Origin of the sequence: Micromonospora sp. NPDC048986 (assembly GCF_040649335.1) — a bacterium.
Taxonomy (GTDB): domain Bacteria; phylum Actinomycetota; class Actinomycetes; order Mycobacteriales; family Micromonosporaceae; genus Micromonospora; species Micromonospora alfalfae.
On the sequence record NZ_JBEZFJ010000004.1, the window covers coordinates 150379 to 176034 of the forward strand.

Genomic DNA, 25656 nt, shown 5'->3' on the forward strand with positions numbered 1-25656 from the left:
CGAGTTCAGGCGGTGCGGCCGGGTAGCGTGCAGCCATCCGGGGCGCACATGCCCTCGGCGACACCGACCACCGGCAGTGGCTGCGGCGTCGGGTGGCTCTCGGCCCACGCCTTGTCGATGACCGCGAGCAGGTCGTCGAGGCCGATCGCCCCGGGCACGGCGAAGCGGCCGTCGAAGACGAGGAACGGCGCGCCGCGGGCCCCGAGGCGCTCTGCCTCGCGCTGGTCGGCCGCCACCCGGGCCCGGTAGCGGCGGCTTCGCAGGGCGTCGGCGGCCCCGGCGCTGTCCAGACCCACCTCGGCGGCGAAGTCGAGGACCTCCTCGGCGGTCCACAGCTTGCGGGCCTGCCCGAAGTGCGCGCGGAACATCGCCGTCCAGATCTCGGGGCCGCGACCCTGGTCGGTCGCGTACGCGAGCAGTTCGTGGGCGAGATCCGTCGGCCCGAGCGTGCGGTCCACCGCGTGGTAGGGCGTCAAACCCTCCGCCTCGGCCGCCCGCTCGATGGGCCGCAGAACCCTGTCGACTGTCGTCGCGGGAGCCCCCGCCATCGTGATCAGCTCCCGTTGACTGACACCCCCACGGGGCAGGTCGGGATGCAGCTGGAACGACCTGTGGATCACCTGGACCTGGTCGCCGTACGGGAGCCGGTCCACTGCCCGGTGGAGCCGGTGGTCCATCAGCCCGCAGTACGGGCAGACGATGTCCGACCAGAACTCGATCTTCATGGCGCTCCTCACTGATTCTCACTTCTTGTTCGTAGCGCCATGATGCGTCAGAATTGGAGGGCCACAAAAGGTACATTCATGTGCGTAGCGCGGACTGCGCGGAGGGGCGGCGGGGATGAGCGCAGGAGAACTCCGGCGCAGGCGCACCAACGTCCGGGGGAACGTCCGGGCCGCTCCGGGGCCCTGCGCCCATTGGAACGACGAGGACGCCGACTTCATCCGGGAGGTCCTGGACCTCGTCGGCGACAAATGGAGCGTGCTGATCATCGGCACGCTCGCCGACGGCCCCGTCCGCTACTCGGACCTGGGCGACGCGATCCCCGGCATCTCCCAGCGCATGCTCACGCTGACCCTGAAACACCTCCAGCGCACCGGCCTCATCACCAGGACGTCGTACCCGGAGGTGCCACCCCGCGTCGAGTACGCCCTCACCGGGCTGGGCAGGTCACTGCTCTCCACCGTTCTGGCCCTGGCGGCCTGGTCCGCCGACCACCACGCCGAGATCCGTTGCCACCAATCGGCCTACGACAGCCGTGCCGCGACCTGACGGACTCATGCTCGCAGGTGGGCGACGACCACCCGGGTGGCCTGGGCGATGAGGCTGTCGTCCGGGCTGGCGTCCCTCCTGTCGCGGCTGGACAGCACGGCGAGCACGATCGGGGCCCGGTCGGGCGGCCAGATCACCGCGATGTCGTTGCGGGTGCCGTACCCACCGGTCCCGGTCTTGTCCCCGACCACCCAGCCGGCCGGCACCCCGGCGCGGACCAGCGCCGCGCCGGTGGTGTTGCCCCGCAGCCAGCCGATCAGCACGTCGCGGTCCGCCGGTTCCAGGGCAACCCCCACCGTGTACGCCCGGAGGTCGCCGGCCAGGGCCCGCGCGGTGCTGGTGTCCCGCCTGTCGCCAGGTGTTCCCTCGTTCAGCGCTGTCTCGTAGCGGGCCGCGTCGGTGACAGTGTCGCCCAGCGCGCGCAGCTTCGACTCGAACCCCGCCGGCCCGCCGAGGTGGCGCAGCAGCAGGTTGCCGGCCGTGTTGTCGCTGTAGCGCACGGCGGCGTCGGCGAGGGCCCGCAGGCTCATTCCCTCGCCGACGTGCTTCTCCGTGATGGGGGAGTGCGCCACCAGGTCCCGCGCCGAGTACCGCACCACCCGATCCAGTTGGGCGTCTGTGGTGCCGTCGAGCACCTCGGCGGCAGCGAGGGCCTTCCACGTCGAGGCGTACGCGAACCGCTCGTCGGCGCGGTACTCCACAGTGCGGCCGGCGCCCGTGTCGACGGCGTGGATCCCCAGCCGCGCCCCGAACTGCTCCTCCAGCCGGCGGAACTCCTGATCGGCGGCCGGCGACGGGGCGAGCGTCACCTGCGGGCTCGGCGTCGTCAACGCCTCGGTGGCGTCGCCGCCGCCGCTGCTGCACCCCGCCACCGACACCAGTGTCGACGCCGTGGCCACCATGATCGCCAGCCGTCGGACCGAAACCGCCACTGTCGTTCCTCCTGAGGTGCCGTCGGTCAGGAAAGGATCTCCACGTACCCGTCGCTGCCGTGCACGCGGATCCGCTGCCCGTCGCGGATCAGCCGGGTCGCGTCGAGCACGCTGACGACGGCCGGCAGGCCATACTCCCTCGCGATCACCGCGCCGTGCGTCATCAACCCGCCGACCTCTGTCACCAGGCCGGCAATGCCGACGAACAGCGGCGTCCAGCTCGGGTCAGTGTGGGCGGTGACGAGGATGTCACCCGCTTCGAGGTCGGCCTGCGCCATGTCCAGGATGACGCGGGCGCGTCCTTCGACAGTCCCGGCGGACACCGGCATCCCGGCCAGGGCGCCGGCCGGCAGGTCGTCGCGTCGGTACGCCCCGGTGATCGCCTCGCCGTCGGAGGTCAGCACCCGGGGCGGGGTGAGCGGCTGGTACGACAGGAACTCCTCCCGCCGCCGCCGAACCAGCTCGTCATCCACCCGGTGCGTGCGCACCACCTCGTGGAACTCCTGGAACGTGAGGTAGAAGACGTCTTCGGTCTCGGCGAGCACGCCGACGCGTACCAGGCGCTCGGCCTCTGCCAGCAGTGCCTGCTTGTAGATGAAGTAGCGGCTGATGATGTCGTACTTCGGGTACTCCCGGTAGCCGATGAAGGCCCGCACCCGGTCGATCATCAGCGCGGTCTCGTCGGCCTTCTGTTGCCCGTCCGGCAGCGCCCGCAGGCGCGTCAACACCTCCTGTGCCTGCTGCCGTGCCCGCTGCTGGCCCTGCTCGAAGCGCCGCCGGGCCGCGCCCGGCTCGAAGAGCTTGACGTTGTCCAGCAGCACCGGCACCAGCGTGCTGGGGCGTTCGCTCCACCGCGGCCTGGTGATGTCGATCTCGCCGACGCAACGCATGCCGTACCGGTCGAGGTACGCCTTGATGGCGGCGCGCGCCTCGGCCCCGCCCGCGACCTTCGGCAGCTCGTCGAGGAAGTCGTCGTGCGCGACGTCCTGGAGGAAGGCCACCACCTCCGGGTAGGGGCGGATCACGTCGGCGACGTCGAGCAGCGCCAGCCCCATCTCCGACGTGACGTTGCCGGGCGCGGAGAGGGTGAGGGTGTCGGCGGCGTTCTTCTCACCCAGCCACTCGTGCAGCCGGTCGTTGAGCCACCAGGTGGCCTCCATGCCAGCCATGATCGCCTGCATGTTCAGCGGATCACCGAGGACCCGCTTGTGCTCCTTGAACGCCTCCAGCAGGAAGTCGAACAGCGCTGTGCCGGTCACCGTCGCGATGTCGCGCCGCAGGGCGGCGATGGATGCCCTGCTGCGCTCGATCAGCTCGGTGACGATCGCCGGGTCGGTTTCGATCGAGGTGGACGCGCCGCCGGTCGTCAGCCTGGCGGGACCGCCCCCGTCCGGGAGCGTCGGAATGAAGTCGGGGCGGTCGATGAGCGTCTGCAACGCGTCGCGCATCAGGGGATCGGACTTCCCGACCATCTCCAGGAAGCCGGCGCGGCTCGTGGGCGAGGCCAGCAGCCGGGTGGCGTCGACGAACAACCTCCCGCCGGCCTCCAGCATCACGGCGATGGCCGTCAACTGCCACATCGAGAGACCCAGCGGCCGCATGGCGTCGGTCATCATCTGCTGGTGACCGACCGAGAGGTAGACGTGGTTCTCCTGGTCGCCGGTCGCCGGGACGGGAAACAGCGTGGTGATCGGCCGGCTCTGCACGATCTGGAAGTCGTCGTCGACCAGGCACCACTCGATGTCCTGCGGGCGGCCGAAGTGCGCCTCGATCCGTCGCCCGAGCTGCACCAGCCGTAGGACCTGCGGCTGCGTCAGCGCCGGCTGCTCCTGCCGCTGCGCCTCGATCGCCACCTCCCGCGTTCCGCCGCCGGGCAGCGCGGTGACGGCGCGCTGCTTGGCGGCGACAGTGCCGGCGACGACCTCGCCGTCGCGCACCGTGAAGACGTCCGGGTTCACCAGGCCGGACACCAGGGCCTCGCCGAGGCCGAAGCTGGCGTCCACCGTCGCGACAGTCCGGTTGCCAGTCACCGGGTCCGCCGTGAACAGGATGCCCGAGGCATCCGAAAAAACCATCTGCTGTACGACGACAGCCATCTGAACCGTGCGGTGGTCGATGCCGTTGCGCAGGCGGTAGATGACTGCCCGCTCGGTGAACAGTGACGCCCAGCACCGGCTGACGTGCCGCAGGATCGCCTCCGGCCCCACCACGTTCAGGTAGGTGTCCTGCTGGCCGGCGAAGGACGCCGTGGGCGTGTCCTCCGCCGTCGCGCTGGACCGCACGGCGTAGGCGGCCTGCTCGCCGAACCGGCCGAGCGCGCCGGTGATCGCGGCGGCCAGGTCGTCCGGAATCGGGGTCTCCTCGACGCTGCGGCGGATCTGCGCGCTGAGCGCGCGAATCGCCTCCCGCTCGTCCGGGCTCAGGCGCGACAACTGAACGAGCCGATCGTCCATCGACGGCGTCTGCGCCATGATCCGCCGGAAGGCGGCAGTCGTCACGCAGAACCCCACCGGCACCCGGATGCCGTCGATCCGGGACAGCGCGCCCAGGTGCGCGGCCTTGCCGCCGACGACCGGCACCTGCGTCTCGTCGACCTCTCGAAGATCCAACAGCGGTGCCCGGTCGGCGCGGTCCTCGTCCCTCGACAACACACCCACGTCTCGCCCCCGTTACCTCGTTCGTGCTGGTCCGGCCGCCGATTCTGCGCCACGACCGGGGTCTTGCGGCAAGCCCCCAGGTGCGGTATACGTTAGAAGTGGCAGGGAGAGTGATCTCCTTGCCGCTTGTTTTTTGTCAGGGCGTCCAGGCCCCGCTCAGTCGTAGGGGAGTCGGCGCGGCTCGAATCTCAGCCCCCGGCCGAGCTGCCAGGACGCGGTGGGCCAGGCCGCGAGGAAGCCGGCTATCAGCCCGATCTGGCCGGCGAACCAGAACGTGGGGCTGTCGGCTCGCATGGATTGCTCCGGCAGGACCACGCGATGCGCGAGGGTCAGCCACACGAACAACGTCACCTCGAACGCGGTGATGGTCAGCAACTCGATCCTGCCGACGCTCGACAGCGCGTGCCAGATCTTTGCGAGGCGGCGCCCCGGCCCGGCGAAGTACCGGAAGAGCACGGCGATCGTCACCGCCATCAGATAGTCGCCGGCGTAGGCGACCCACAGCGGGTCCTTGCCCGCGTCGAATCTCACCGCGTACAGGGCGACCTCGGCGATGACGAAGCCGAGCGCGCAGTGGGCGCCGCAGCGGGACACGTGGGTGACGACGACGCCCCGGCGGGGCCGGCGCGGTTGCCCCTCCTGCCGCCGTCGAGAGAACGCCTCGGGTCTGCCCCAGTTCCAGTAGAGGCGGACGGCGGCCGGGCCGATGTAGAGGACGGTCACCAGCCAGACGATCTCCATGACCCGGACCGGTTGCCGGTTTCCCCGGAGATAGGTGTCGGCCAGCACCACCGCGAAGCTGACGACGCCGACCGCGAGCGAAGCCCACGAGAGCGCTACGAGCCAGGTTGGTTGCATCCCCACCCCTTCCGCCAGCCGGGCGAGTCTTTCACGGCGTACCCGTTCGGACCGGCGGATCGGGCGTTCCCGCGTGCCGTGGACCCCGCCAATCGTCTCTTTCTGATCATTTAGCTTCTCCTTGCACCCGCCGGATTCCATCTCGATCGCGACCGGCGCGAACCGTGATTCGCGGGGTCGCAGCGGCACCGGCGCGCTGGCAGACTCTCGGGCATGGTCGACTGGTATGCCCGGGCCGAAGTGGACGGCAACGTCGTCCGGATCTCGGAACCGCACGTCAACGAGCTGCTGTCGGCGAACTTCTGGTGGTTGCGGGGCACCGATCGGGACATCGTGATCGACGCCGGGCTGGGTGTCGTCGCCCTGCGGGAGGCGATTCCGGGCCTGTTCGAGCGCGATCCGATGGTCGTGCTCACCCACGCGCACCTGGATCACGTCGGTGCGGCGGCGGAGTTCGGTGACCGGGCCGCCCATCCCGCCGAGGCGGGGATCCTCGCGGCGGGCGTACCGGCGAGCCTGTACGGCGCGGAACTCTTCGAGAAGCTGGGGATCGACGCCGCCGGGGAAGCCGTCCCGGAGCTCATGATCGATGTTCTGCCCGATCCCGGGTACGACCCGGCTGCCTACCGCGTCGCACCGATGACCCTGCACCGCCTGCTCGACGACGGCGACCGCATCGACCTGGGCGGGCGGGTGCTGACGGTGCTGCATCTTCCCGGTCATACGCCCGGGAGCATCGCCCTGCTGGAGGAGCGCACCGGGGCCCTGTACTCCGGCGACGTCATCTACGAGGGGGCCCTGATCGACGATCTGCCGAACTCCGACGTGGCCGCCTACCGGCGGAGCATGGAGTTCCTCGTCGACCTCGACGTGTCCGTCGTCCATCCCGGCCACGGGGACAGCTTCGACAGGACACGCCTTCGCCAGTTGGCCGAGGCCTACCTGCGCAGAACGGTCGCCAGCGCTGCCCATGATAAAAGCCGACATATAGCATAATTAGTGATGTGCCTCCCAAAAGGGAAAGTTCGCGGCTGACCCGTAACCCGGGTCGCTTGCTGGCCTTCAGCGACGGTGTCTTCGCGATCGCCGTGACGCTTCTGGTGCTGGAGATCCAACCGCCCCACGACTTCGAGCGCCTCGCCCGGGGGCTCGGCGCGCTGTGGCCGTCGTACCTGGCGTACACGCTGAGCTTCCTGCTCATCGGACAGGTGTGGGTGAATCACCACGTCATGTTCGACCGCGTCCGGCACGTCGACCGAGGGGTCCTGTTCCTCAACACGTTGCTCCTGATGGTCATCGCGTTCCTGCCGTTCTCCACGTCACTGCTCGCCGACGCGTTGCGCGCGGAGCAGGGGCTGCGCGCGTCGGTCGTCGTCTACGGAGGCACACTGTGGACGGCGGCGGCCCTCTTCAACATCGTGTGGGCGCACCTGCGCCGCGCCAAACTGCTGGACCCGGGCCTCGGGCCGTTCGGCGCGCGCGCCATCGGTCGCCGGTTCGCCCTCGCGCTGGTCTGGATCGGCTCCGGCATCCTCGTCGGCGCATTCGTGCCGATCGCCGGCGTGGTCATCATCGCCGCCTTCCTGCCCGCCTACTACCTGCCCATCCGCGGCGAGTACGGCGAGCACGACGACACCGCCGAGCAACCGGCCGACTAACTAGAGTCGGTGCCATGCGGATCAGGATCGACGGCAGCGATCTCCCAGGTCAGCGCCCCGGTGCGGAGGCCGATGCGCTGCGGCGGGGCAACGTGCACGTCGGGGTTCAACGCAAGACCGAGGTCGTCGATCAGGTGCCGGCCGACGCGGCAAGCGCCACCTGGTCCTTCGAGGTGTCCAGCCGTGAGATCGACGGGGCGCTCGACGTCGGTGGCCCCTGGGTGCACGGCCGCCCCGGGGCGCGGTTTCTCTATCTGAGCTGGGGCGCGGTGACCCAGGACGGCTTCGCCATGTTCCGACGAGCGAAGTTGATGTTCACCGACGTGCCGACCGAGCTGCTGCGCGCCGCCCACCAGGGCGACGGGACGCTCGTCGGCCGGCTCGGGTTGACCGATGCCGCCGGTGGGCCCATCTGCGCTCGGGTGCACCCGCCCGCCGTCGCGTGGGCGGTGCAGTGAGCGTCCTCGAAACTAGCTGCCGAAGTCGACGCCGCTGAGGGAGACGGAGCGGTACGCGGCGAGGCGTTCCGCCTGCGCGGTGATGGCCTTACGGGTGGCGTCCGACAGTCGGCGCCACGGCTCGACGGCGACAGTGAACGTCCTGCCGGACTTGCGCGGCCGCCAGGTGCCGACCAGCTCGCCGTCGACCAGGACGGCGCCGGGGCGACCCAACACCGGCCACAGCTCCTTGACGTGGGCGGCGCCCGGCACCAACGTTGCCCGGTCCTTGGCCTGAAGGAACAGATCGAACGGGCCGAGCAGTCGGGTGACCCTGGCGTCGGCGGACTCCAGCGCCTCCTCGTCGGCGGCCAGCAGCGAGCGCACCTCGCGGTCGACCGTCACCTCGATCACGTCCTCGGGCCAGCGCGCCTTCACATCCTTCACCGGGGCGTCGAGGAAGTCGGCGACCTGTTTCGGGGTGGCCGGACCGAGCAGGCGAAGATACCCGCGGATCAGGTCGAAGCGGTCACCCGCGACGGCTGCCTTCCGGAACCCGGTGATGCGCCGCAGGACCGGGGGTGAGGTGTCGAGCTGCAACTCCAACTCGGCCCGCACGGCGGCGAGCCGGAACGGCATCTCGAAGAGGTGCGTGGCGTCGCACGGCCGGCAGAACCGCAGATACGGTTCGGGCAGCATGGTGGCCAGGCGGCCGGACACGTCCCCCTTGACCGTCGGCGTCCTGACGATGGCCCGCATCCGGTCGGCGATCTCGTCCAGGGCCGCGAGAATGTCGATGCCGGCGGCCTTCAACGGTTTCGCGGCATCATAGATGCGCTTGCCCGCGTCGGCTTCGGAGAAGGGTTCGACAGCGGCCGCCACCTTCGCAACGTCGGCCCGGCGGTAGAGGTGGGGAGCGCCCCGCACCGTCCACAGCAGGACCAGATCGGCGTCGGACAACGTGGTCACGTCGACCCCGCGTACTGCCAGCGCCCAGCGCGCGCCGTCCGGACCGGTGTTCTGCACCCCGAGGTCCAGGACGGCGGTGTCGGCGAGCGTGCCCTCGTCCCGGTCCAGCTGCTGGGCCCGGACCCGGAAGTTCATCACCTGGCGCCGATCGACCATCTCAGCACCCTAGTTGAGGCGGCGCGCCCGGTGGGTCCAGGCGCGCAGCGCCCATTCAACGGGGCCGTACCGGAACCGTCGCAGCCACCACGAGCTGACCACCAACTGCACCGCGAAGATCACCAGTGCGATCAGCAGTGTCTGTGCCGGTGAGGTGCGGCCGACCAGGCCCCACCCGAGCCCGGTGAAGACGAGCACACACACGAGCGACTGGGCCAGGTAGTTCGTCAGGGCCATCCGCCCCGCCGGCGCGAACGCGCCCGCGAGGCGCGGCCGCCGGGTGAACAGGCGCAGCAGGGTCGCGGCGTAGGCGGCGGCCAGAAACGGCGCGGTGACGATGCTGACCATCAGTCCGGTCAGGTTCGCCGTGGAACCACCGACCGCGAACACGACGGCGCCGGCCAGACCGACCGGGTACCCCACCCGTTCGCACCGGCGCAGCAGGTCCTGTTGGGCGGGCACGGTGGCGAGCAGCTTGTGCTTGCCGGCGGCGAGGCCGACGAGGAACGCCGCGAACGCCAGCGGCCCCTGCACGGCGAGACCACCGATCATCGCCGGCATCGACCGCAGGTGCTCCAGGACGACATCACCGAGGCCGCCGCCCAGCGCCAGCGTCGAACGCGCACCGGCGCTGAGCGCGGCGGCCTCGTCCGGAACCAGCGTGGCGCCGAGGACCGCGGCGATCCCGACCACGACGGCGATGCCGCCGATGATGGACGCCGCCACGACCAGCGCGGTGCGGGGCTCGATCCGCCGGACCGCGAGCAGCACGAGACCCAGCAGCGCGTACGTGGTGAGGATGTCGCCGTGGAACAGCAGCACCGCGTGCAGCACGCCGAGCACGAACAGCCCGGAGAGCCGGCGCAGGAACGCCGGGCGGAACGCCACTGCGCGCCGAGCAGCGGAGTCGAGTTGCAGGGTGAAGCTGTAGCCGAACAGAAAGGCGAACAGCAGGTACGCCTTCATCGCGAACAACAGCTCCACCGCGCCGACGATCAGCAGGTCGACGGGGCCGTGCGTCGGATCGTCCACCAGGTGGAAGTCGTAGCCGGAGCTGAAGAACGCGATGTTCACCAGCAGGATGAGCAGCAGCGCGCTTCCGCGCAGTGCGTCCACGACTGCGATGCGGGCGAGGGTGTTCCCGGGCGAGGGCGGTGGGAGACCGTCGCCGGGTCGGTCGAGCCCTGTCACATTCATGGTGTCCAGCCTCCGGAGCGCGGTCCGCTGGCGTGAAGTGTTTTCGTCACACGGACCGTCGTGACGAAAAGACGCCATCCCCGCGGCGGGGGAGGCGATTTCCCTCCGCGCGGCGATCCGCTCGCCTCGCCGTTCGGCGACGGTGATCTCGGATGTGTCAACGCCCGCCGCCGATGGAGACGACGCCGTGACTCGAATACCACACCCGAACGCCATGCCCGCCCCGCCGCCGCCCTGGGCCCGCCGAGCCGGGCACGTGGCCTGGATCGCCCCCGTACTGGGGTTCATCCCGCTGCACGTGCCGTGGATTCTCGGCATTCCGCTGTTCGCCAATCCCGACCCGTTCCGTGAGTGGTACCACGGTCGCGGACCCGGGGTCGGGGATCACCCGGTCGACGGATTCCTGGGCCTGCCGGCCGGCGCGTTCTACCTGGGCCTCCTGTGCGTCCTCGCCGGGCTCGGCGGCGTTCTGGCGCTGGGGCTCATTCAGGGCTGGGGCCTGGTCTTCCCCCGGTGGGTGCCGTGGCTGCGCGGACGGCGGGTGCCACAGTGGATGCCGCTGACGCCGACGGTGCTGGGATCCGCCCTGATGATCGGGTACTCGGCGACTCTGCCCTGGCAGTTCGCGGCAGACCTGGGGGACTCCAGCGCCGACGACATCTTCACCCCGACCGGCGTCCTGATCGGTCTCCCGCTCCTGCTGGCCTGGGCGGTCGCGTTGCCGCTGGCCGGTTGGTCCTACTACCGCCGTACCCGTCGGCCGCGACGCGAGCGGCGGCGCTGATCGGCGGCAGTGGATGACCGACCAGCGTCGCCGTCCGGGTGGCCCAGCATCGGGTGACGGCCTCAGGCCACCAGGGAAACCCGCCCGTTGTCCAGGTCGTAGCGGGCACCCACCACCCGCAGTGCACCCTCGTGCACCTTCTCGGCGATGATCGTGCTGCGTGCGCTGAGCGCCCGCACCTGGGCGGCGATGTTGGCCCGGACCCCGTTCTCCACGGGGTCGCCGGGCTGCGCCAGCACCGGCTCGACGACCGGGCGCAGGGCATTCACGATGGTGCCGATGTGCCCGGGCGCCGTACCGCCGGTGTGGATGGCATCGATGGTGGCGGTGATCGCGCCGCAGCGCTCGTGGCCGAGGACGACGATCAGCAGGCTGCCGAACTCCTCCACCGCGAACTCGACGCTGCCGAGCAGCAGGTCATCGACGATGTTGCCGGCCACCCGGTTGTCGAACAGGTCACCCAACCCCTGGTCGAAGAGCACCTCGGGAGCCACCCGGGAATCCGCGCAGCCGACCGTGATGGCGAACGGGTGCTGGCCGGAGGCGAGCCGGTGCAGGTCGGTCAGGCCCTGGTGCGGGTGCCGGCCGTGGCCGGAGGTGAACCGCCGATTGCCGGCCTGTAGCCGACGCAGCGCCTCGGTCGGCGTGTCGACGGGGTTGTCGGCTGGGGCAGCGGAGCCTGCGGACGGGCTGGCTACGGCCCCGCCGAGCGCCACGGCGGCGGCACCACCGGCGGTCAGCAGCGAACGGCGGGACAGGTAGGAACATGCCACGATCATCTCCCTGAAGTGAGGCAACATGCCTCTTCCTACCAGGCCACGGTCCACATAGGTGGCCGCTGTTCCAGCGATCGGTGGCGCGCAATTGATCATCGTTTGAACATCGGCTATCGTCCGCGTCCGTGAAAACCTCCCGTCTTGCCTCTGCCATGTTGATCCTTGCCGTTTCGACGTCCCTCGCCGCCTGCGGCGACGGTGACAAGTCGACGACCGCCGCACCCACCACGTCCGCACCGACGTCCGCCGCCCCATCCGCCGTGGCCACCTCCGCCGCCGCCACACCGGCCTCGCCACCCGCCGCCGGCGCGGCGACCGACAAGCAGCTCTGCGAGGCGGTGAAGAAGGCCAGCGACAAGATGAGGACCGAGATGGTGAAGGTCGCCACGACCGGCGACGCGTCGGCGGCGGAATTCAAGAAGATCCTGGCTGGGCTGGAGCAGGAGGTGACCACCGTCGCCTCGACCGGCGACGGCAAGTTGGCCGACGCCCTGCGGACCTTCGCCGCCGAGGCGGCCAAGGCAGCGGCCGCGGCGGACCCGGCGGCCGCCGCCGACAACCCGGCCTTCGAGAAGGCCGGCAAGGAGATCAGCGCCGCGTGCAAGACCCACGGCGTCAGCATGGTTCTCTGACCGTCGCGGCCCGACCAGGTCGGGTGTGATGACGGGACGGCCCCCACGCCTGAGCATGGGGGCCGTCCGTTGTAGTAATGAATCGCGGCCGAATTGTCGGCCTCAGTCGCTGACCGGTTCGACGCGGATGGCCGGCGACAGCGCGCGCAGGAAATCAGGCGCGTCGAACATCTCGCCGGCGGAGGCGACGCCGCTGGTCCTCGTCAGACCATCGAGGACGCGCCGAACCGCCTCCACGGCCAGGGGCGCGCTGACGGCGTAGATGTCCCGGCCACTGGCCACGACGCGTCGGCGCACGTCGCCGCGACGCACGACGACGTCGACAGTGAACGTCTGCGCCGACCGGCCCAGCTCGTCGACCGCGACCGGCGCCGCCGCGGTGGCGAGGTCGGTGGTGGCGTCGACGGTCATGTAGGTGCGGACCTCGGGGATGTCCAGGTGACGGGGGATGGTGACGACGTCGGCCATGGTGAACTCCCCGAGGACGGTGCGCCGGCCCAGCGGCGCGGGGAAGGCCCACTCCACCCTCGGCAGCTCCCCGCCGGAGTGGTACTCCAACCGGCCCCCGGTGTAGCGGACCCGGCGGCCGGCGCGGCGCTCGCGGGAGACGACGCCCGCGGCGACCGTCCCGGCCGTCGGGTGCCAACTGCTCAGTCCGTACGCGACGTGCGCCTCGTCGGCCGACGTCCAGTCGCCCATCGCCGTCGTCGCGAGCAGGTCACCGAGCCCGCCGAAGAAGGCCATCGCCGGGACCACCGCGACACCCGCCGCCCGGGCGGGCTCGGTGAAGTGCGTGAACGTGTCGAGGTTGGCCTCGATCTCGGCCGCCACGTCCACGTACGGGATCCCGGCGCGCAGCGCGGCCTCGATCACACCAGCGGCCGTCGACGCGAACGGGCCGGCGCAGTTGATGACCGCGTCCACGCCGGTCAGCGCCACGTCGAGCGCGGCCGGATCGTCGGCCGACGCCACCCGATAGCCGAGCCCGAACGCCTCCAGCCTGCGTGCGTCGCGGCCCACCGGCAGCGCACCGAACCCGCGCTCGCGCAGCTCCGCCATCACGAACCGTCCGGTGTGCCCGTACGCCCCGAACACCGCTACCTGGTAACCCATGGAGGCCCCCTCGAAAGATCGACTGGGACCAGCCTCGCGCAGCGGTCGGCGGCCGACCAGTGTCGGGAACGCCAACTCCCGTACAGTTTCGGACATGGCCCTTGTCGCGATCGCCGCCACCGACGGGATGCTGCACTTCGAGCTGGCCCTGGCCTGCGAGGTCTTCGCCCACGACCCCTCCGGCCTGGCCGACCCCTGGTACGACGTGGCGATCTGCGGCCCCGGCCCGGTCCGGGTCGGCCGCTTCCTGGTGGCGCCCGACGACGGGTTGGACCGCCTCGCCCGAGCCGACACCGTGATCGTCCCGTCGGTCGAGGACGTCGACGCGGACGTACCCCCCGACCTGCTCGACGCCGTCCGCGCGGCCCACCGGGCGGGTGCCCGGATGGTCTCGCTGTGCACCGGCGCGTTCGTGCTGGCCGCCGCCGGGGTGCTCGACGGGCTGCGGGCCACCACGCACTGGGCCCACACCGAGGCGCTGGCCGCCCGCCACCCCCGGGTGCGGGTCGATCCGGACGTGCTCTACGTCGACAACGGCACCGTGCTCGCCTCCGCCGGCAAGGCCGCCGCGATCGACCTGTGCCTGCACCTGATCCGCCGCGACCACGGCTCGACCGTCGCCAACGCCGTCGCCCGCCGCCTGGTCGTGCCACCGCACCGCGCCGGCGGTCAGGCCCAGTACCTCACCACCCCGGTGCCCGCCCGTGACGACCACCCGCTGGCCACCCTGTTCCCCTGGGTGCTGGCCCGCCTGGACCGGCCGTTGACCGTCGAGGACCTGGCCCGGCAGGCGAACATGAGCTCCCGCAACCTGGCCCGCCACTTCCGGTCGGCCACCGGCACCACTCCACTGCTGTGGCTGTCGACGCAGCGGATCCGCCGCGCCCAGGAGTTGCTGGAGCAGACCGACGACAGCATCGACGCCATCGCCCAGGCGGCCGGCATGGGCACCGCCGCGACGCTGCGTCGACACTTCCACCGCACCGTCGGCGTGCCCCCGGACGCCTACCGGCGCACCTTCCGGGCCACCGGGCCCGCCGTCGGCTGACCCGTGCCGTCAGCGCTGGTCGGGGCGTTGGCGGGCGAACGCGTCGCGCTTGCCCCAACGGCCGGGGATGTCCAGAAGGGCGATCCGCCCGAAGGCGGTGGGCAGCGCCGGGTCCACGGCCAGGTGGTCATCGTGCGGGTTGATGCCGAGCATGGTGCGGATCAGCAGCATCGTGGCGCCGCTGGACCAGGCCTGCGGGCTGCCGGCGGTCGGGTACCGGATCGGAAACCGGGTGGTGTCGCGGTGGAACCCGCCGAACGCCTCGGGTAGCCGACCCTCGAAGTAGGTGGCGGCGGAGAGGATGCCCTCGGCGATGCGGGCCGCCTCGTTGCCGAACCCGTAGCGGCGCAGACCCCAGGCGATGAACGAGTTGTCGAACGGCCAGACCGTGCCGTTGTGGTAGCCGAGCGGGTTGTAGCGGCGCTGCCCCTCGGCGAACGTGCGCACCCCCCAACCGGAGAAGAGCGCCGGCCCCATCAGGTGTTCGACCACCCGCGCAGCCCGCTCCGGTGGCACGATGCCGCTCCACAACAGGTGCCCGATGTTTGACGACAGGCTGTCCACCGGAGTGCCGTCGTGGTCGAGCGCGAGGGCGTAGAAGCCGCGGTCCTCAAGCCAGAAGTCGCGGTTGAACCTGTCGTACAGGGCCGCCGCCTCGCTCTCCAGCCGCTCCGCGAAGGCCGGATCACCCCAGAACATACGGGCCAGTCGTGCCCCCCGCATCTTCGCGTCGTAGGCGTACCCCTGGGTTTCGCAGGTGGCCCTCGGGAAGCCCGGCAGCCGGCCGTCGGCGTAGGAGATGCTGTCCCAGGAGTCCTTCCAGCACTGGTTGTCCAGGCCGGTGGCGCGGTTGCGTCGCTGGTACCAGACGTAGCCGGTGGAGGTCAGGTCCGCGTACCCGTCGATCCAGGCCAGGGCCGCGCGGGCCTCCTGCTCCAACTCCCTCACCAGCGCTGTGTCGCCGCTCCACCGCTCGTACTCGTCGAGCAGCACCACGAACAGCGGCGAGGCGTCCACTGTGCCGTAGTAGGGGGAGTGCGGCTGCTCCTCGAACGCGGCCGACTCTCCGTAGCGCAGCTCGTGCAGGATCCGGCCCGGGTCCTCCTCCAACACGTCGTCGGTTCGGGCGCCCTGCAGCGACGCGAGGATCCGCAGTGTCGGTGGGGTCAGCGACGGGGTGACCGGCAGGGTCTGCAGGCAGGTCAACAGGCTGTCGCGACCGAACAGGGTCATGAACCAGGGCAACCCGGCCGCGGGCACGCTCGCCCCGCCGAGCGAGAGCGGGGCGAAGCGCAACGCCGCCAGGTCCACCAGGCTGCGGTGGTAGACCTGCTGGAGGCCGACGCTCTCGGTGTCCAGGGTCGGGGCCGCCGCGACCCAGGACTGCACGCTCCTGGGCAGTGTGGAGTCGTCCGGCCGCTGGGCCCGCAGGGCGGTGCGCAGGTCGACACCGTCCGGGCGCAGCGCCAGCATGACCGCCTGCAACCGGGTGGACCACTGCTGCCCCGGGCGTAGCCGGACCGCGAACTTGAGCCCGTCCGGGCTGAACTCCGCGGGCTCGCTGGCCGACACGACGACCTCACGTCGGTAGGTGCCGCGTCGATAGCCCAGGCGCAACTCGTCCGTGCCGACGTGCGTGTAGTACGCGCCGCTCTTGTCGCCGATGTCGAACTTGATCTCGAAGATGTCGGCGAAGTCGGCGGCCACCTCCAGACGCACGTCGAGCGTCATGTCCCGCTCGCCGTAATTGAAGATCGTCAGCGACTCGGTGAGGTCCGGGCCGATGCGCCTGCGTCGGATGGCCGAGACGTCGGCCTCCACGTAGTCCACCGCCGCGCCGGGCACCGCGAAGAACGTGACCTCGAAGTACTGGCTGTCGTCCACCGACAGCGCGGTCATGCACTCGCCGTTGACGGTGAGCCGCCAGCGGGACAGGAAGCGCGTGTCAGCGGCGAAGAGGCCGACCGGGGTGCTCGGGGACGGCTGCACGTCGCCGCTGGCGTCGGACACCATGAAGGTGTTCCCGTCGATGCACGCCACAGTGCCCTCGATGTCCCTCACCGGTCACGTCCCACTGTCGGGAGCGTCGCGCTGAGGCCGCTCGGGCTCTCGCGGAAACAGCCGCCCGATGCGCAACGCCAGGGCGAGATCACCGTCGACCATGATCTCGCCCCGGGTGATCGCCGCGAGCCCGTTCACCTCGCCCCGCGCCATCGCCTCCGCGACCTGCGCGGACACCTGGATCACAGTGGTGGCGGGGGCGCCGCTTCGGGTCACCCGCATCCGGCCATGATCGATGTTCAGCAGCCACTGCTCCAGGTTGCCGTCGTCGCGGATGTCGAATCGCACGCTGCCGCAGACCTTGCTGAACCGTGGATCCTGGCCAGCCCCGGTCAACCGCTCGAAGAAGGCGCTGGTCTCCGACATCCCCACCTCCTCCGGCGCTGCTAAGAGCGGATGCCGGCTACCCGCTGCCGCGCACTTGTAACGCCGGGTGGTGCCCCCATGTTCAGGGTGTGAGCGAGAAACGCGTCCAGGTGGTCGCGTCAGTGGTGACGAGGACGTGGTCCGGCTCGCCCGTCGACCCGTCGTCCCGCCCGAAGAGCCAGGCGTAGCCCGGCGCCACACTGACCGCACCGACGAGCCGGCCGTACTCCCGGGCGACAGCGAACTGCCGCCCGTCGTCCCGGCTGACCAGCAGCCGCGCCCGGCGGTCGGGTTCGGTGCCCGCACCGGAAGTGATCGCCAGCAGGGACCGGTCCGAGCCCACCGTGAGGTCGTAGTGCGCCTGCGCGGGCAGTTCGGCGCCGGTGTCCGTCCAGGTCTTCGCGCCGTTGGTGGTCCGCAGCAGCCGCATCCCGCCGCCCGCCGTCGACGGTTCGGTCAGCACGTACCCGTTCCGGTCGTCGAGCCCGACGGCTGAGATCACGTCCCCGCCGTCGCCCACCTCCCAGGTGGTCCACGTCGCGCCTCGGTCGGCGCTGCGCGCGACGGTTGACCCCTGGGCGCTCGACATCCGGTACGTGGCCCAGAGGCTGCCGTCCGCTGCCGGGTAGAGGCTGAACAGCGGACGGTGCGTGGGGGCCCTGGCGGTGAGGCGGTACACCGTTCCACTCGACGGGTCCACCGCCAGCGGCTCCGACACCGGGGCGCAGCCGAATCCGCAGAGGACCGGTCGGGCCGTCGCCGGAAACGCCGGTACGGCGACGATCGCGGATCCCGCGTCCCGCCAGGTGCGGCCGTAGTCGGTGGAGAGGTGGGCCAGCCCCGAGTCGGTGACCAGGTAGGACCGCTCACCGAGGACGGAGAAGTCAGTGCCGCTGCCCGGCGTCGCGGCCGCGGTGCCGGCCGCGCATCTGGTGGCCTCGAAGCGCGCCGCGTCCCAGTCCGACCAGCTGCGGCCACCGTCGCCGGTGTACGAGAAGCGCACGACGCAGCCGTCCTGTCGCACGTCGACCCCGGAGTCGGGCCCGGTCAGCGTGAACTGGCTGAACTGCCCGCCTGACGGCGTCGGCGGGTCGGCCGGCGCGGCCCGGTCCGGCTCGACCACCAGCGGCACGACCGCCAGCGCGGCCAGTACGCCCAGCGCGGTCGCCACCATCGCGACCGACCGGTGCCGACGGGACCGGGCGGTGGTGCGCAGCTCGTCGAGGGGCGGCGGTGACACGGCCTCGGTGACGGTGTCCACGTCGAATCCGGAAAACTCACGACCGGACATCGATCCTCCCGGTTTCCGTAGTGTCGGCGAGCAGTGCCGCCAGGGCCGCCCTGCCCCGTGACAACCGGGACTTCACCGTCCCGGACGACACGCCCAGCGTGGCGGCGACCTCGTCCACCGGCAGGTCGACGAGGTAGTGCAGGGCCAGCGCGTGTCGCTGCCCCTCGGGCAGCACGCGCAGCGCGGCGAGCAGGGCGAGGTGCTCCGGGGAGTGGTCGGCGACGGCCGGCGGCGGGCCGATCCGGCGCAGCAGGCCGTCCAGCATCCGACGACGGCGGTACCGGCTGCGGGCCCAGTTCACGGCGACCCGACGCAGCCAGGCCTCCGGGTTCTCCAGCGCGGCGAACCGCCCCGGCGACACCAGCGCGCGGGTGAACGCCTCCTGGACCGCCTCCTGCGCCTCGGTCAGGTCGCCGGTCACCGCGTACAGCTGGACCACCAGGCGTCGGAAACAGCCGGCGTAGAGCTCGGAGATCAGATCGCCGTCGGACACCGCCACCCCCCTTCTCCACCATTCCCACCAACGGGCCGGGGAGAAGGTTCCGGTGGCCGACCAGAATCCGGGTCAGCCGAGGTCGAAGTCCACCACGACCGGTGCCCGCCCGACCCGCACCGGGGTCGCGGCGTCGAAGCCGGCGGCGTCGCGGTGCCAGACCGGCGGGGTGTACGCGCAGTCGCAGCGCAGCTTCACCCGCTGCCCGGGGAGCAGGCGCAGGGCGTAGCCGCTGCCCACGTCCGCCACGCCGGCCAGGTCCCCGGTGGCCGGGTCGAACGCGATCACCTGGGCGTAGGTGAGCAGCTCGTCGACCCGTACCGCCCCGCTGAGCGGCGTCCCGGCGGGTAGCGCCTGATCCAGGGTCACCGTCTGGTGGCTGCGGACCCGCACCGGCCGCGCCTGCTGCCGACTGCCCACCCCACCGGACCACACCGTGGCCAGTCCGGCGGCGGCAAACTGCACGGGCCAGCGGTACGGGCCGAGGCCGGTGATCGTGTAGCGGCCGTCGTCGTCGGTGGTGGGGCCGTGGTCGCCGTACTTCGGATCCGGCACGTACGGCACCACCATCACCCGGGCGCGCGGAACCGGGGCGCCAGTCGCCGCGTCGGTCACCACTCCGACAACGGTGCCGGGCGGGTCGAGCCGGATGTCCGGCACGCCGGTCACCGCGCCGGCGCGTACCCGCACCACCCGGGCCCGCTCACGCTCACCGGTGCCACCGTGCCGGCCCACCCACTGCCACCCGTGCGCCGTCGTGTCGTAGGGGCGCACCAGCAGCCGGTACCTCCCCGGGGCGACGTCCCCGGTCACCAGGACTCCCTGCTCGTCGGCGCAACCCCCGTACCGTCCGAGCTGGTCCTCGCCGAGGGTGACCGCCGCCAACGCCGCGGCGTCCACCGGGACGAGCGCGGCGCAGGCCCGGGGGACCGGCGCGCCGGTCGTCGCGTCGCGGACCACGGTGCGGACACCGCCGGGCGCGGGCGACCCGGGGGTACGCGCGGCAGCCGGCGCGGCGGCCTCCGCGACGAGCAGTACGACGGCGATGGTGGCGGTCAACTGGCGCAGCAGAGCGCGGCTCATGGGGATGTCCTTCCGGCGGCGCGGCGGGTTGAGCCCACGGTAACGGCGTTCGAGTGATCCAAAACGGTCAATGCCATTGGGTGGAACCACTGTCGGGTCTCTGACCGTTTCTCGCCATCCGGGCCACAGCGCCTAGAGTTCAGCGGATGGTGATCCGCCAATGCCGCCGGCCAATCCGCTAATGTCCTCGCCGCCCGAAGGAGTCGGGGTAGGTCAGCACATCGTCGGCCTGGCCCCGAGCATCGTCGACGTCGTGGCGAGGCTACCTGCCGAGACGTGGCAGCACTGCCTCAGCCTCATCGGACGGAGACCTGGCGAATGGCGCCGCATTGACGCGGCCGTCGCCCGGGCGCTTCTCGATGTGATAGTTGGCGCAGACGCCAGTCACGTCCTGCTGCACACCGAGACGGACCTGCCCTCTGACGTCGTCATCCGACCCGGCTCCACGGTAGCCAATGCGCTCTCGGTGATCCCACCCCGCGATGGTCTGCGGCGCACATTCGTGTCCACGGTGGGGGTTCGGGGCGACGCGTGGGATCCGTTGTCGGAGTTCTTCCGCACCGCGATCGAGGCGATCGGGATCGCGCACCACGCCGTCCCGGTCGTCGGTGACAACCCGGTGGTCTTCGTGTTGAGCAGTCACGCCCAGGTGGATCGCACGCTGGCCATGTTTCCCGGAGTCGCCGACGAACTCGGCGACTTCGACCTGGGCGGGCTGGCTCCGACGCTCGTGCTGGCCGATGTCTACAACCTTGGCCCGCACCCATTCGGCCGGTTCGTCGACCGGATGATCACCTCGAAGCGCCACGCCGTTCTTCTGTCGTTGGGAAACCACACCATCCTGACCGGCGGCGACCGGGCCCAGCAGGTGCGCCGCTATATCGACGACGGCTGTCTGGTCGGCCTGTGCGGCAACATTCAGGAGTACGAAGCCCTGTACCCGGACCTGGGCCCCGGCGATGATCGAATCCACCGCCTGCTGGACCGCGTCGCGGCCAGCGTCCCGTACGCGCTGGTGACCAGGGGCGCCGACGGCATGGTGGCCACCTGGGACGGGCATCGAACCGAGGTGCCAGCCATCTCCCTGCCGATCGAGGAGATCGTCAACACCTCCGGCGCCGGCGACGCGGCGTGTGGGATGTTCGCCGCCGGAATCATCTCGGGCGATCTGCCTGCGCGGACCCTCCAACGGGCGACGATCGCCGCCGCGCAGGCACTGCGCAGGTTCTAGGAGATCCGCGTGCGGCTTGGTCTGTTCAGGGCAGCGTCCACGGGACGACCCACCCCGCGCACCGGTCGGTCCTGGCTGACCCGACTGGGAACCAGCACCATCGCGTTCGCCCTGGCGGTTCTCTGCGTCGCGCTGCCGTTCTGGGCGCTGACCGACGGCAACCTCACCGATGCCGCCGGCTGGGCGAACATCCTGGCGTTGCCAGCGACGGTGGTTGGGCTCGTCCTGACGGTCGTTGGCCAACGTCAGACCAGACGGCTGCGAGATGACGAGCCGGTGCCTCCGCGTCGCCGACCATGGATGGCACCACCCCTCGACCGCATGATCGAGCGACCGGACGTGGGGACCGAGCTGCTCCGCACCCTGACCGAGGCGAGACCGACCGAGGTGGCCCTGACGACCGAGTTGCAGGGTGCCGGCGGGTTCGGCAAGACCAGGCTCGCCACCTGGGTGTGCCATCGACCAGAGATCAACGAGCGTTACCCCGGCGGCCTGCTGTGGACGGTCGTCGGCCAGGAGGTCGGGGGAGCCGACCTGGCGGTGCGTGTCAATGACCTGATCTTCGCGCTGACCGGCGAGCGGTCGACCCTGGCCGACCCGGAAGCCGCCGGTGCGGAACTCGGCAGGCTACTGGACGAACAGCCACCGATTCTGCTGATCGTCGACGACGTGTGGGACGACGCCCAGCTTCGGCCGTTCCGGTTCGGTGGACGCCGCACCACCCGCCTCGTCACCACCCGCGTACCCGACCTGCTGCCCGCGGGCGGAGTCCGCATCGTGGTGGATGCGATGTCTCTGCGGCAGGCCCGCACCCTTGTCGTCCACGGTGTGCCGAACGTGCCCACCGATCTCGCCGAGCGCCTCGCCACCCTCGCCGGGCGTTGGCCGGTACTGCTGAACCTCATCAACGGTGTCCTGCGACGACGTGTGCGGCGCAAGCAGTCGCCGCCCGATGCGGCGCGTGACATCATCGACCAACTTGTTCGGGACGGGCCGGCGACCTTCGATCCGGCGCGATCCGCCGACCGCAGCCAGGCGGTGAGCGCGACTGTCGGCGCGAGCCTTCGGATGCTCACCGCGGAGGACCAGCAGCGCTACCTCGACCTCGGCATGTTCCCGGAGGACGTCGAGATTCCCGTGTCCGTGCTGGAGGCACTGTGGGACGGCAACCGGGTCCACCAGCTCTGCGAGGACCTGGTCGGGCTGGGGCTGGTCGCGGACTACCGGCTCGACGCGCCGGAGGCTCGCCTCGTCCTGCACGACATCATGCGGGCCTTCCTGCAAAGCAGACGCAGCGCGGGAGAGTGGTCGGTGGCCCACGGCCGCCTGGTCGACGCGGCCGCCCACGAACTGCATTCGGAGGAGGGGGTGACACCGTGGTGGCTACTGCCCGACGACGCGCGCTACCTCTGGCGCTACCTTCCCTACCATCTGCATCGCGCCGGCCGGCCGGCCGATCTGTTGCGGGTCGTCACGGACCTGCGCTGGGTGGAGGAGAAGACCCGCCGCTTCGGCTCGGTGGCAGCCGTCCAGGCGGACCTTGACCTGACCGACCAACCTGTCGCCAAGCTGCTGGAGCGGCACCTGGGGCGCGCCGCGGCGCTGCTCGGACCGATCGAGCCGCCAGCCGCGCTGGGCGCCACGCTAGCCAGCAGACTCCACCAGGTCGCCGGGCTCGAGGAACTGCTGGAGCCTTATCGGGCCGGACTGGCACGCCCTCGACTCGAGCCGGCATGGCCGCTGCCCGACGCGGTCGAGGACCAGTCGACGCAGACCGGCCACAGCGGCGGGGTCACCGGCTGCGTCTTCTCCTCCGACCAATCCCTACTGGTGACGGTCAGCGACGACGGGACCGTCCGGATCTGGCGGGTCGCCGACGGAAGTCAGCAGAACGTGCTCCTGGGACACGCGGGAGGGATCTGGGACTGCGCGTTCTCGCCGGACTCCGCACTGCTCGCCACCGCCAGCACGGACCGGACGGTACGAGTCTGGAACGTGACCACCGGAGAGACGGTGGCGGTGCTCTACGGCCACACGGACTGGGTCCGTAGTTGCGCCTTCTCGCCGGACGGCACGCTCTTGGCGAGCACGAGCGCCGACGGGACGGTGCGGCTCTGGGGCGCCGCCGACTGGCGGCCGCTGGCTACGCTGCACGGACACACAGCCGAGGTACGCAACTGCGCCTTCAGCCCGGACGGACGTCTGCTGGCCTCCGCCAGCAACGACGGAACCGTGCGCGTCTGGCGGAGTGCCACCGGAACCACTGTCGCGGTGCTGGCGCATCAGGGCGGTCCAGTCTGGGATTGTGCGTTCGCCCACGACGGGAGGCTCCTGGCGGCGGCTACAACCGGCCTCGTCCGGCTGTGGCGTACGTCGGACTGGCAGCAGGCCGGGGTCCTGCACGGGCGCGGTGACGAGATCGACAGCTGCGCGTTCTCCCCGGACGACGCCCAGGTCGCCGGGACCAGTTACGGGATGGTCCAGGTGTGGCGTCCAGCCGTCGGCCCGGAGCCGACGGTCCTTGGCGGGCACACCGGCGCGGTGTGGGCGTGTGCGTTCTCACCGGACGGCACGATGCTCGCGACGGCGAGCAACGACCAGACCGCACGGATCTGGCGTACGAGCGACAGGACAACCCTGCGGGTGCTGGCTGGCGGGCCGAGCAAGGTGAACAGCTGCGCCTTCTCGCCAGATGGCCGCATCGTAGCGACGACGGACTACAGCGGCGCGGTGTTGCTGCGCGACGTCGAGACCGGGCACCGGACCGGGGTGTTGCGCGGTCACGACAGCCGAGCGATCAGTTGCGCGTTTTCGCCGGACGGTCGGCTGCTGGCGACGACAAGCAAGGGCGACGTGCGGCTCTGGAACGTCGGCGAAGGCAGCGAGTACGCAACGCTCACCGGTCACACCGATTGGGTTCGTAGTTGCATGTTCTCGCCGGACGGCACCCTGCTGGCCACGGCGAGCGCCGACCGTTCCGTCCGGCTGTGGTCCGTGCTGGACGCCCAGCCGCTCGCACGGTTCGACGACGCCGCGAGCGGCTTCCGTAGCTGCGCGTTCTCGCCGGACGGCTCCTGGATGGCGGCGGGGACGGCAGTGGGCGCGGTGCGGCTGTGGCGACCGAGAGACGGCCGCACCGCGACGATCACGGGTCACACCGGCGGCGTTCACAGCTGTGCCTTCTCACCCGACGGCAGCCTCCTCGCGACGGTCAGCGGCGACCGGACGGTCCGACTCTGGCGGACCGCCGACCACACGCTGTACGCCTCGCTGAGCGGTCACACGAGTTGGGCGGACCGCTGTGCGTTCTCGCCGGACGGCTCACTGCTGGCGACGGTGAGCAACGATCAGACCATCCGGCTCTGGGAGGTGAAGACCGGCACGTGCGTGTGCGCCCTGCGGGTTGGTGGTCCCCTCTCCTGGGTGGCGTGGCACCCGGACGGCACGCGGCTGTGCGCCGTGGGCGGGGTGGGCACCTACGTCCTGCGTTACCTCCCGTGAAAGGGCCACTGATCAGGAGCCTGTCTCCCAGGAACTGAAGCAGTGCTGATAGAACTCCCTTCTGATCTGCTCGTCGTCCCTGACGGCGCCCCACATCGCCGAAACAGTGGGAAAGTCGCTCTCCAGCCCGCCGCGCGAGATCACGCAGAAGTGCTTGCCGCGCAGCACAAGGCCCACCCCGCGAGGCGAGACACGCGCGATGAACTCATTGAGGAAGTCATTGCAGAGGCGCTCATCCATGGTGTAGCGGCAGGCGAAATTCCGAAACATTTTTACGATCTTTGAGTATCCGACGAAGTTGTCGCCCGGAACGTAACCGATCGTTGCCTTGAGCCATGCCGGCGCGTAGTGATGTTCGCAGGCGGAGTAGGCGGTGGCCTTGATCGTCACCAGTCCGACGTGGTTGGTCTCCGGCGCGGCGAAAAGGCGGACATTGTCCGCCTCGTATGCGGTTCGCGGAGCGGACAGCGCCGCCTCCTGCCACCGCGCGAAACGGCTGGCGGAGAATTCCAGAGCCTCCGGTGAATCTTCACCGAAGGCCTCCGCGATCAGCCGTTGCGCCTGCTCGAGCTTGGCTCGATCGACACCGGGACGAGTGTGCTCCACTCCCACCTCCGCATGTTGACTACAGGCGGCCTGCCTTCACCAGAGCAGGAATCACCTGCTTCGCCATGATCGAGCTGACCTCGAGACCCTGCCGCTCGTGATGCTGATCGATCCACGCGTACTCCCTGACCTCGTTGGCCGCAGTGGGCACGCCGACGACTGTCACGAGATAGGCGTGGATAACGATCGGCGTTCCTTCGAACACCGCCCGATCTTCGAACGAGCCTACGTACTCAAAGTAATCGATGTCAACGCAGAGTTCCTCGCGGACCTCCCGGAACAAAGTCTCACGCTGAGTTTCGCCTTCTTCCATGCGGCCGCCCGGCATGTAGTACTCCGCAGATGGCTGATCCTTCTTTCGGACCACCAGAACCTTGCCGTCGCGCACGATGGCAGCACCCACCTTCTGAATGCCGTCGAGGTTCGGGTCCCGCAGGCGGTCTTCCGGCTTCATAAATCCTCCTGTCGTCCAGATTGGCCCACCCGATCGGCGCCCCGGATCTGCTGATCCCGGCGCTTCGGAGAAATGCGAGGA

At 70.6% G+C, this 25656-nt stretch carries 24 protein-coding genes; 9 read left to right on the plus strand and 15 right to left on the minus strand.

Annotated elements, in window-relative coordinates; genetic code table 11:
• Positions 1-5: 5 nt before the first annotated feature.
• Positions 6-725 carry a DsbA family oxidoreductase gene (locus AB0B94_RS10980; protein ID WP_357271468.1) on the minus strand — a complete coding sequence of 240 codons (720 nt, stop codon included), beginning with the start codon at positions 723-725 and terminating at the stop codon, positions 6-8.
• 115 nt (positions 726-840) lie between these two features.
• On the opposite strand from AB0B94_RS10980, the gene AB0B94_RS10985 reads away from it, so the two are divergent.
• Positions 841-1272 (plus strand): helix-turn-helix domain-containing protein, encoded by a 432-nt coding sequence (locus tag AB0B94_RS10985; protein WP_357271471.1) that lies wholly within the window; start codon positions 841-843, stop codon positions 1270-1272.
• A gap of 5 nt (positions 1273-1277) precedes the next feature.
• Here the strand turns inward: AB0B94_RS10985 and bla are convergent, their stop codons facing one another.
• The 3 genes from bla to AB0B94_RS11000 all read right to left on the minus strand — a co-directional run bounded on the left by bla (position 1278) and on the right by AB0B94_RS11000 (position 5719).
• On the minus strand, positions 1278-2204 hold the full coding sequence (gene bla, locus AB0B94_RS10990; protein ID WP_357271476.1) for a class A beta-lactamase: 927 nt from the start codon (positions 2202-2204) through the stop codon (positions 1278-1280).
• Between the two features lie 26 nt (positions 2205-2230).
• On the minus strand, positions 2231-4852 hold the full coding sequence (gene rph, locus AB0B94_RS10995; RefSeq protein WP_357271479.1) for a rifamycin-inactivating phosphotransferase: 2622 nt from the start codon (positions 4850-4852) through the stop codon (positions 2231-2233).
• 165 nt (positions 4853-5017) lie between these two features.
• Positions 5018-5719, minus strand: a complete 702-nt coding sequence (locus tag AB0B94_RS11000) for a DUF4396 domain-containing protein (protein ID WP_357271482.1) — start codon at positions 5717-5719, stop codon at positions 5018-5020.
• Positions 5720-5932: 213 nt separating this feature from the next.
• Between AB0B94_RS11000 and AB0B94_RS11005 the strand changes: the two genes are divergently transcribed.
• The 3 genes from AB0B94_RS11005 to AB0B94_RS11015 are packed head-to-tail and all read left to right on the plus strand — an operon-like array spanning position 5933 to position 7835.
• Complete coding sequence (locus AB0B94_RS11005; RefSeq protein ID WP_357271485.1) at positions 5933-6715, plus strand: MBL fold metallo-hydrolase; 783 nt, start codon at positions 5933-5935, stop codon at positions 6713-6715.
• A 56-nt stretch (positions 6716-6771) separates the two neighbouring features.
• Positions 6772-7377 carry a TMEM175 family protein gene (locus AB0B94_RS11010; RefSeq protein WP_357271490.1) on the plus strand — a complete coding sequence of 202 codons (606 nt, stop codon included), beginning with the start codon at positions 6772-6774 and terminating at the stop codon, positions 7375-7377.
• A 14-nt stretch (positions 7378-7391) separates the two neighbouring features.
• Positions 7392-7835 carry a DUF5990 family protein gene (locus AB0B94_RS11015; protein ID WP_357271493.1) on the plus strand — a complete coding sequence of 148 codons (444 nt, stop codon included), beginning with the start codon at positions 7392-7394 and terminating at the stop codon, positions 7833-7835.
• Positions 7836-7847: 12 nt separating this feature from the next.
• Here AB0B94_RS11015 and AB0B94_RS11020 read toward each other — a convergent pair whose 3' ends face one another.
• Together AB0B94_RS11020 and AB0B94_RS11025 are read right to left on the minus strand one after the other, a co-directional pair.
• Positions 7848-8939 carry a winged helix DNA-binding domain-containing protein gene (locus AB0B94_RS11020; RefSeq protein ID WP_357271496.1) on the minus strand — a complete coding sequence of 364 codons (1092 nt, stop codon included), beginning with the start codon at positions 8937-8939 and terminating at the stop codon, positions 7848-7850.
• A gap of 9 nt (positions 8940-8948) precedes the next feature.
• Positions 8949-10136, minus strand: a complete 1188-nt coding sequence (locus tag AB0B94_RS11025) for a DUF418 domain-containing protein (protein WP_357271499.1) — start codon at positions 10134-10136, stop codon at positions 8949-8951.
• Positions 10137-10323: 187 nt separating this feature from the next.
• Here AB0B94_RS11025 and AB0B94_RS11030 point away from each other — a divergent pair, with 187 nt between their 5' ends.
• Positions 10324-10920, plus strand: coding sequence for a hypothetical protein (locus AB0B94_RS11030; RefSeq protein WP_357271502.1), 597 nt, complete (start codon positions 10324-10326; stop codon positions 10918-10920).
• 62 nt (positions 10921-10982) lie between these two features.
• On the opposite strand, the gene AB0B94_RS11035 is transcribed toward AB0B94_RS11030, so the two are convergent.
• Complete coding sequence (locus tag AB0B94_RS11035; protein ID WP_357271505.1) at positions 10983-11720, minus strand: carbonic anhydrase; 738 nt, start codon at positions 11718-11720, stop codon at positions 10983-10985.
• Positions 11721-11821: 101 nt separating this feature from the next.
• Between AB0B94_RS11035 and AB0B94_RS11040 the strand changes: the two genes are divergently transcribed.
• The gene (locus AB0B94_RS11040; RefSeq protein ID WP_357271508.1) at positions 11822-12328 is read left to right on the plus strand and encodes a hypothetical protein; all 507 of its coding nucleotides are present in this window, start codon (positions 11822-11824) and stop codon (positions 12326-12328) included.
• 102 nt (positions 12329-12430) lie between these two features.
• Here the strand turns inward: AB0B94_RS11040 and AB0B94_RS11045 are convergent, their stop codons facing one another.
• On the minus strand, positions 12431-13441 hold the full coding sequence (locus AB0B94_RS11045) for a saccharopine dehydrogenase NADP-binding domain-containing protein (protein WP_357271511.1): 1011 nt from the start codon (positions 13439-13441) through the stop codon (positions 12431-12433).
• Positions 13442-13535: 94 nt separating this feature from the next.
• Here AB0B94_RS11045 and AB0B94_RS11050 point away from each other — a divergent pair, with 94 nt between their 5' ends.
• A complete protein-coding gene (locus AB0B94_RS11050) occupies positions 13536-14489 on the plus strand; it encodes a helix-turn-helix domain-containing protein (protein ID WP_357271514.1) in 954 nt (317 codons plus the stop codon).
• 9 nt (positions 14490-14498) lie between these two features.
• Here AB0B94_RS11050 and AB0B94_RS11055 read toward each other — a convergent pair whose 3' ends face one another.
• The 5 genes from AB0B94_RS11055 to AB0B94_RS11075 form a co-directional block, all read right to left on the minus strand.
• Positions 14499-16541: a glycogen debranching N-terminal domain-containing protein gene (locus AB0B94_RS11055; RefSeq protein ID WP_357273830.1), complete on the minus strand. Its 2043-nt coding sequence runs from the start codon at positions 16539-16541 to the stop codon at positions 14499-14501.
• A gap of 12 nt (positions 16542-16553) precedes the next feature.
• Positions 16554-16916: an SCP2 sterol-binding domain-containing protein gene (locus tag AB0B94_RS11060; protein ID WP_357271519.1), complete on the minus strand. Its 363-nt coding sequence runs from the start codon at positions 16914-16916 to the stop codon at positions 16554-16556.
• Between the two features lie 82 nt (positions 16917-16998).
• Positions 16999-18207, minus strand: a complete 1209-nt coding sequence (locus AB0B94_RS11065) for a hypothetical protein (RefSeq protein WP_357271522.1) — start codon at positions 18205-18207, stop codon at positions 16999-17001.
• Complete coding sequence (locus tag AB0B94_RS11070; RefSeq protein WP_357271539.1) at positions 18194-18700, minus strand: sigma-70 family RNA polymerase sigma factor; 507 nt, start codon at positions 18698-18700, stop codon at positions 18194-18196. The genes AB0B94_RS11065 and AB0B94_RS11070 overlap by 14 nt, the downstream gene beginning before the upstream one ends.
• A gap of 72 nt (positions 18701-18772) precedes the next feature.
• The gene (locus tag AB0B94_RS11075) at positions 18773-19783 is read right to left on the minus strand and encodes a carboxypeptidase-like regulatory domain-containing protein (protein WP_357271542.1); all 1011 of its coding nucleotides are present in this window, start codon (positions 19781-19783) and stop codon (positions 18773-18775) included.
• A gap of 160 nt (positions 19784-19943) precedes the next feature.
• Here AB0B94_RS11075 and AB0B94_RS11080 point away from each other — a divergent pair, with 160 nt between their 5' ends.
• Positions 19944-21014, plus strand: coding sequence for a carbohydrate kinase family protein (locus AB0B94_RS11080; RefSeq protein ID WP_357271545.1), 1071 nt, complete (start codon positions 19944-19946; stop codon positions 21012-21014).
• Between the two features lie 9 nt (positions 21015-21023).
• On the plus strand, positions 21024-24515 hold the full coding sequence (locus tag AB0B94_RS11085) for an NB-ARC domain-containing protein (RefSeq protein WP_357271548.1): 3492 nt from the start codon (positions 21024-21026) through the stop codon (positions 24513-24515).
• A gap of 12 nt (positions 24516-24527) precedes the next feature.
• On the opposite strand, the gene AB0B94_RS11090 is transcribed toward AB0B94_RS11085, so the two are convergent.
• The gene (locus tag AB0B94_RS11090; RefSeq protein ID WP_357271551.1) at positions 24528-25127 is read right to left on the minus strand and encodes a GTP cyclohydrolase I; all 600 of its coding nucleotides are present in this window, start codon (positions 25125-25127) and stop codon (positions 24528-24530) included.
• Positions 25128-25140: 13 nt separating this feature from the next.
• Positions 25141-25575, minus strand: coding sequence for an NUDIX domain-containing protein (locus AB0B94_RS11095; RefSeq protein ID WP_357271554.1), 435 nt, complete (start codon positions 25573-25575; stop codon positions 25141-25143).
• Positions 25576-25656 lie beyond the last annotated feature (81 nt).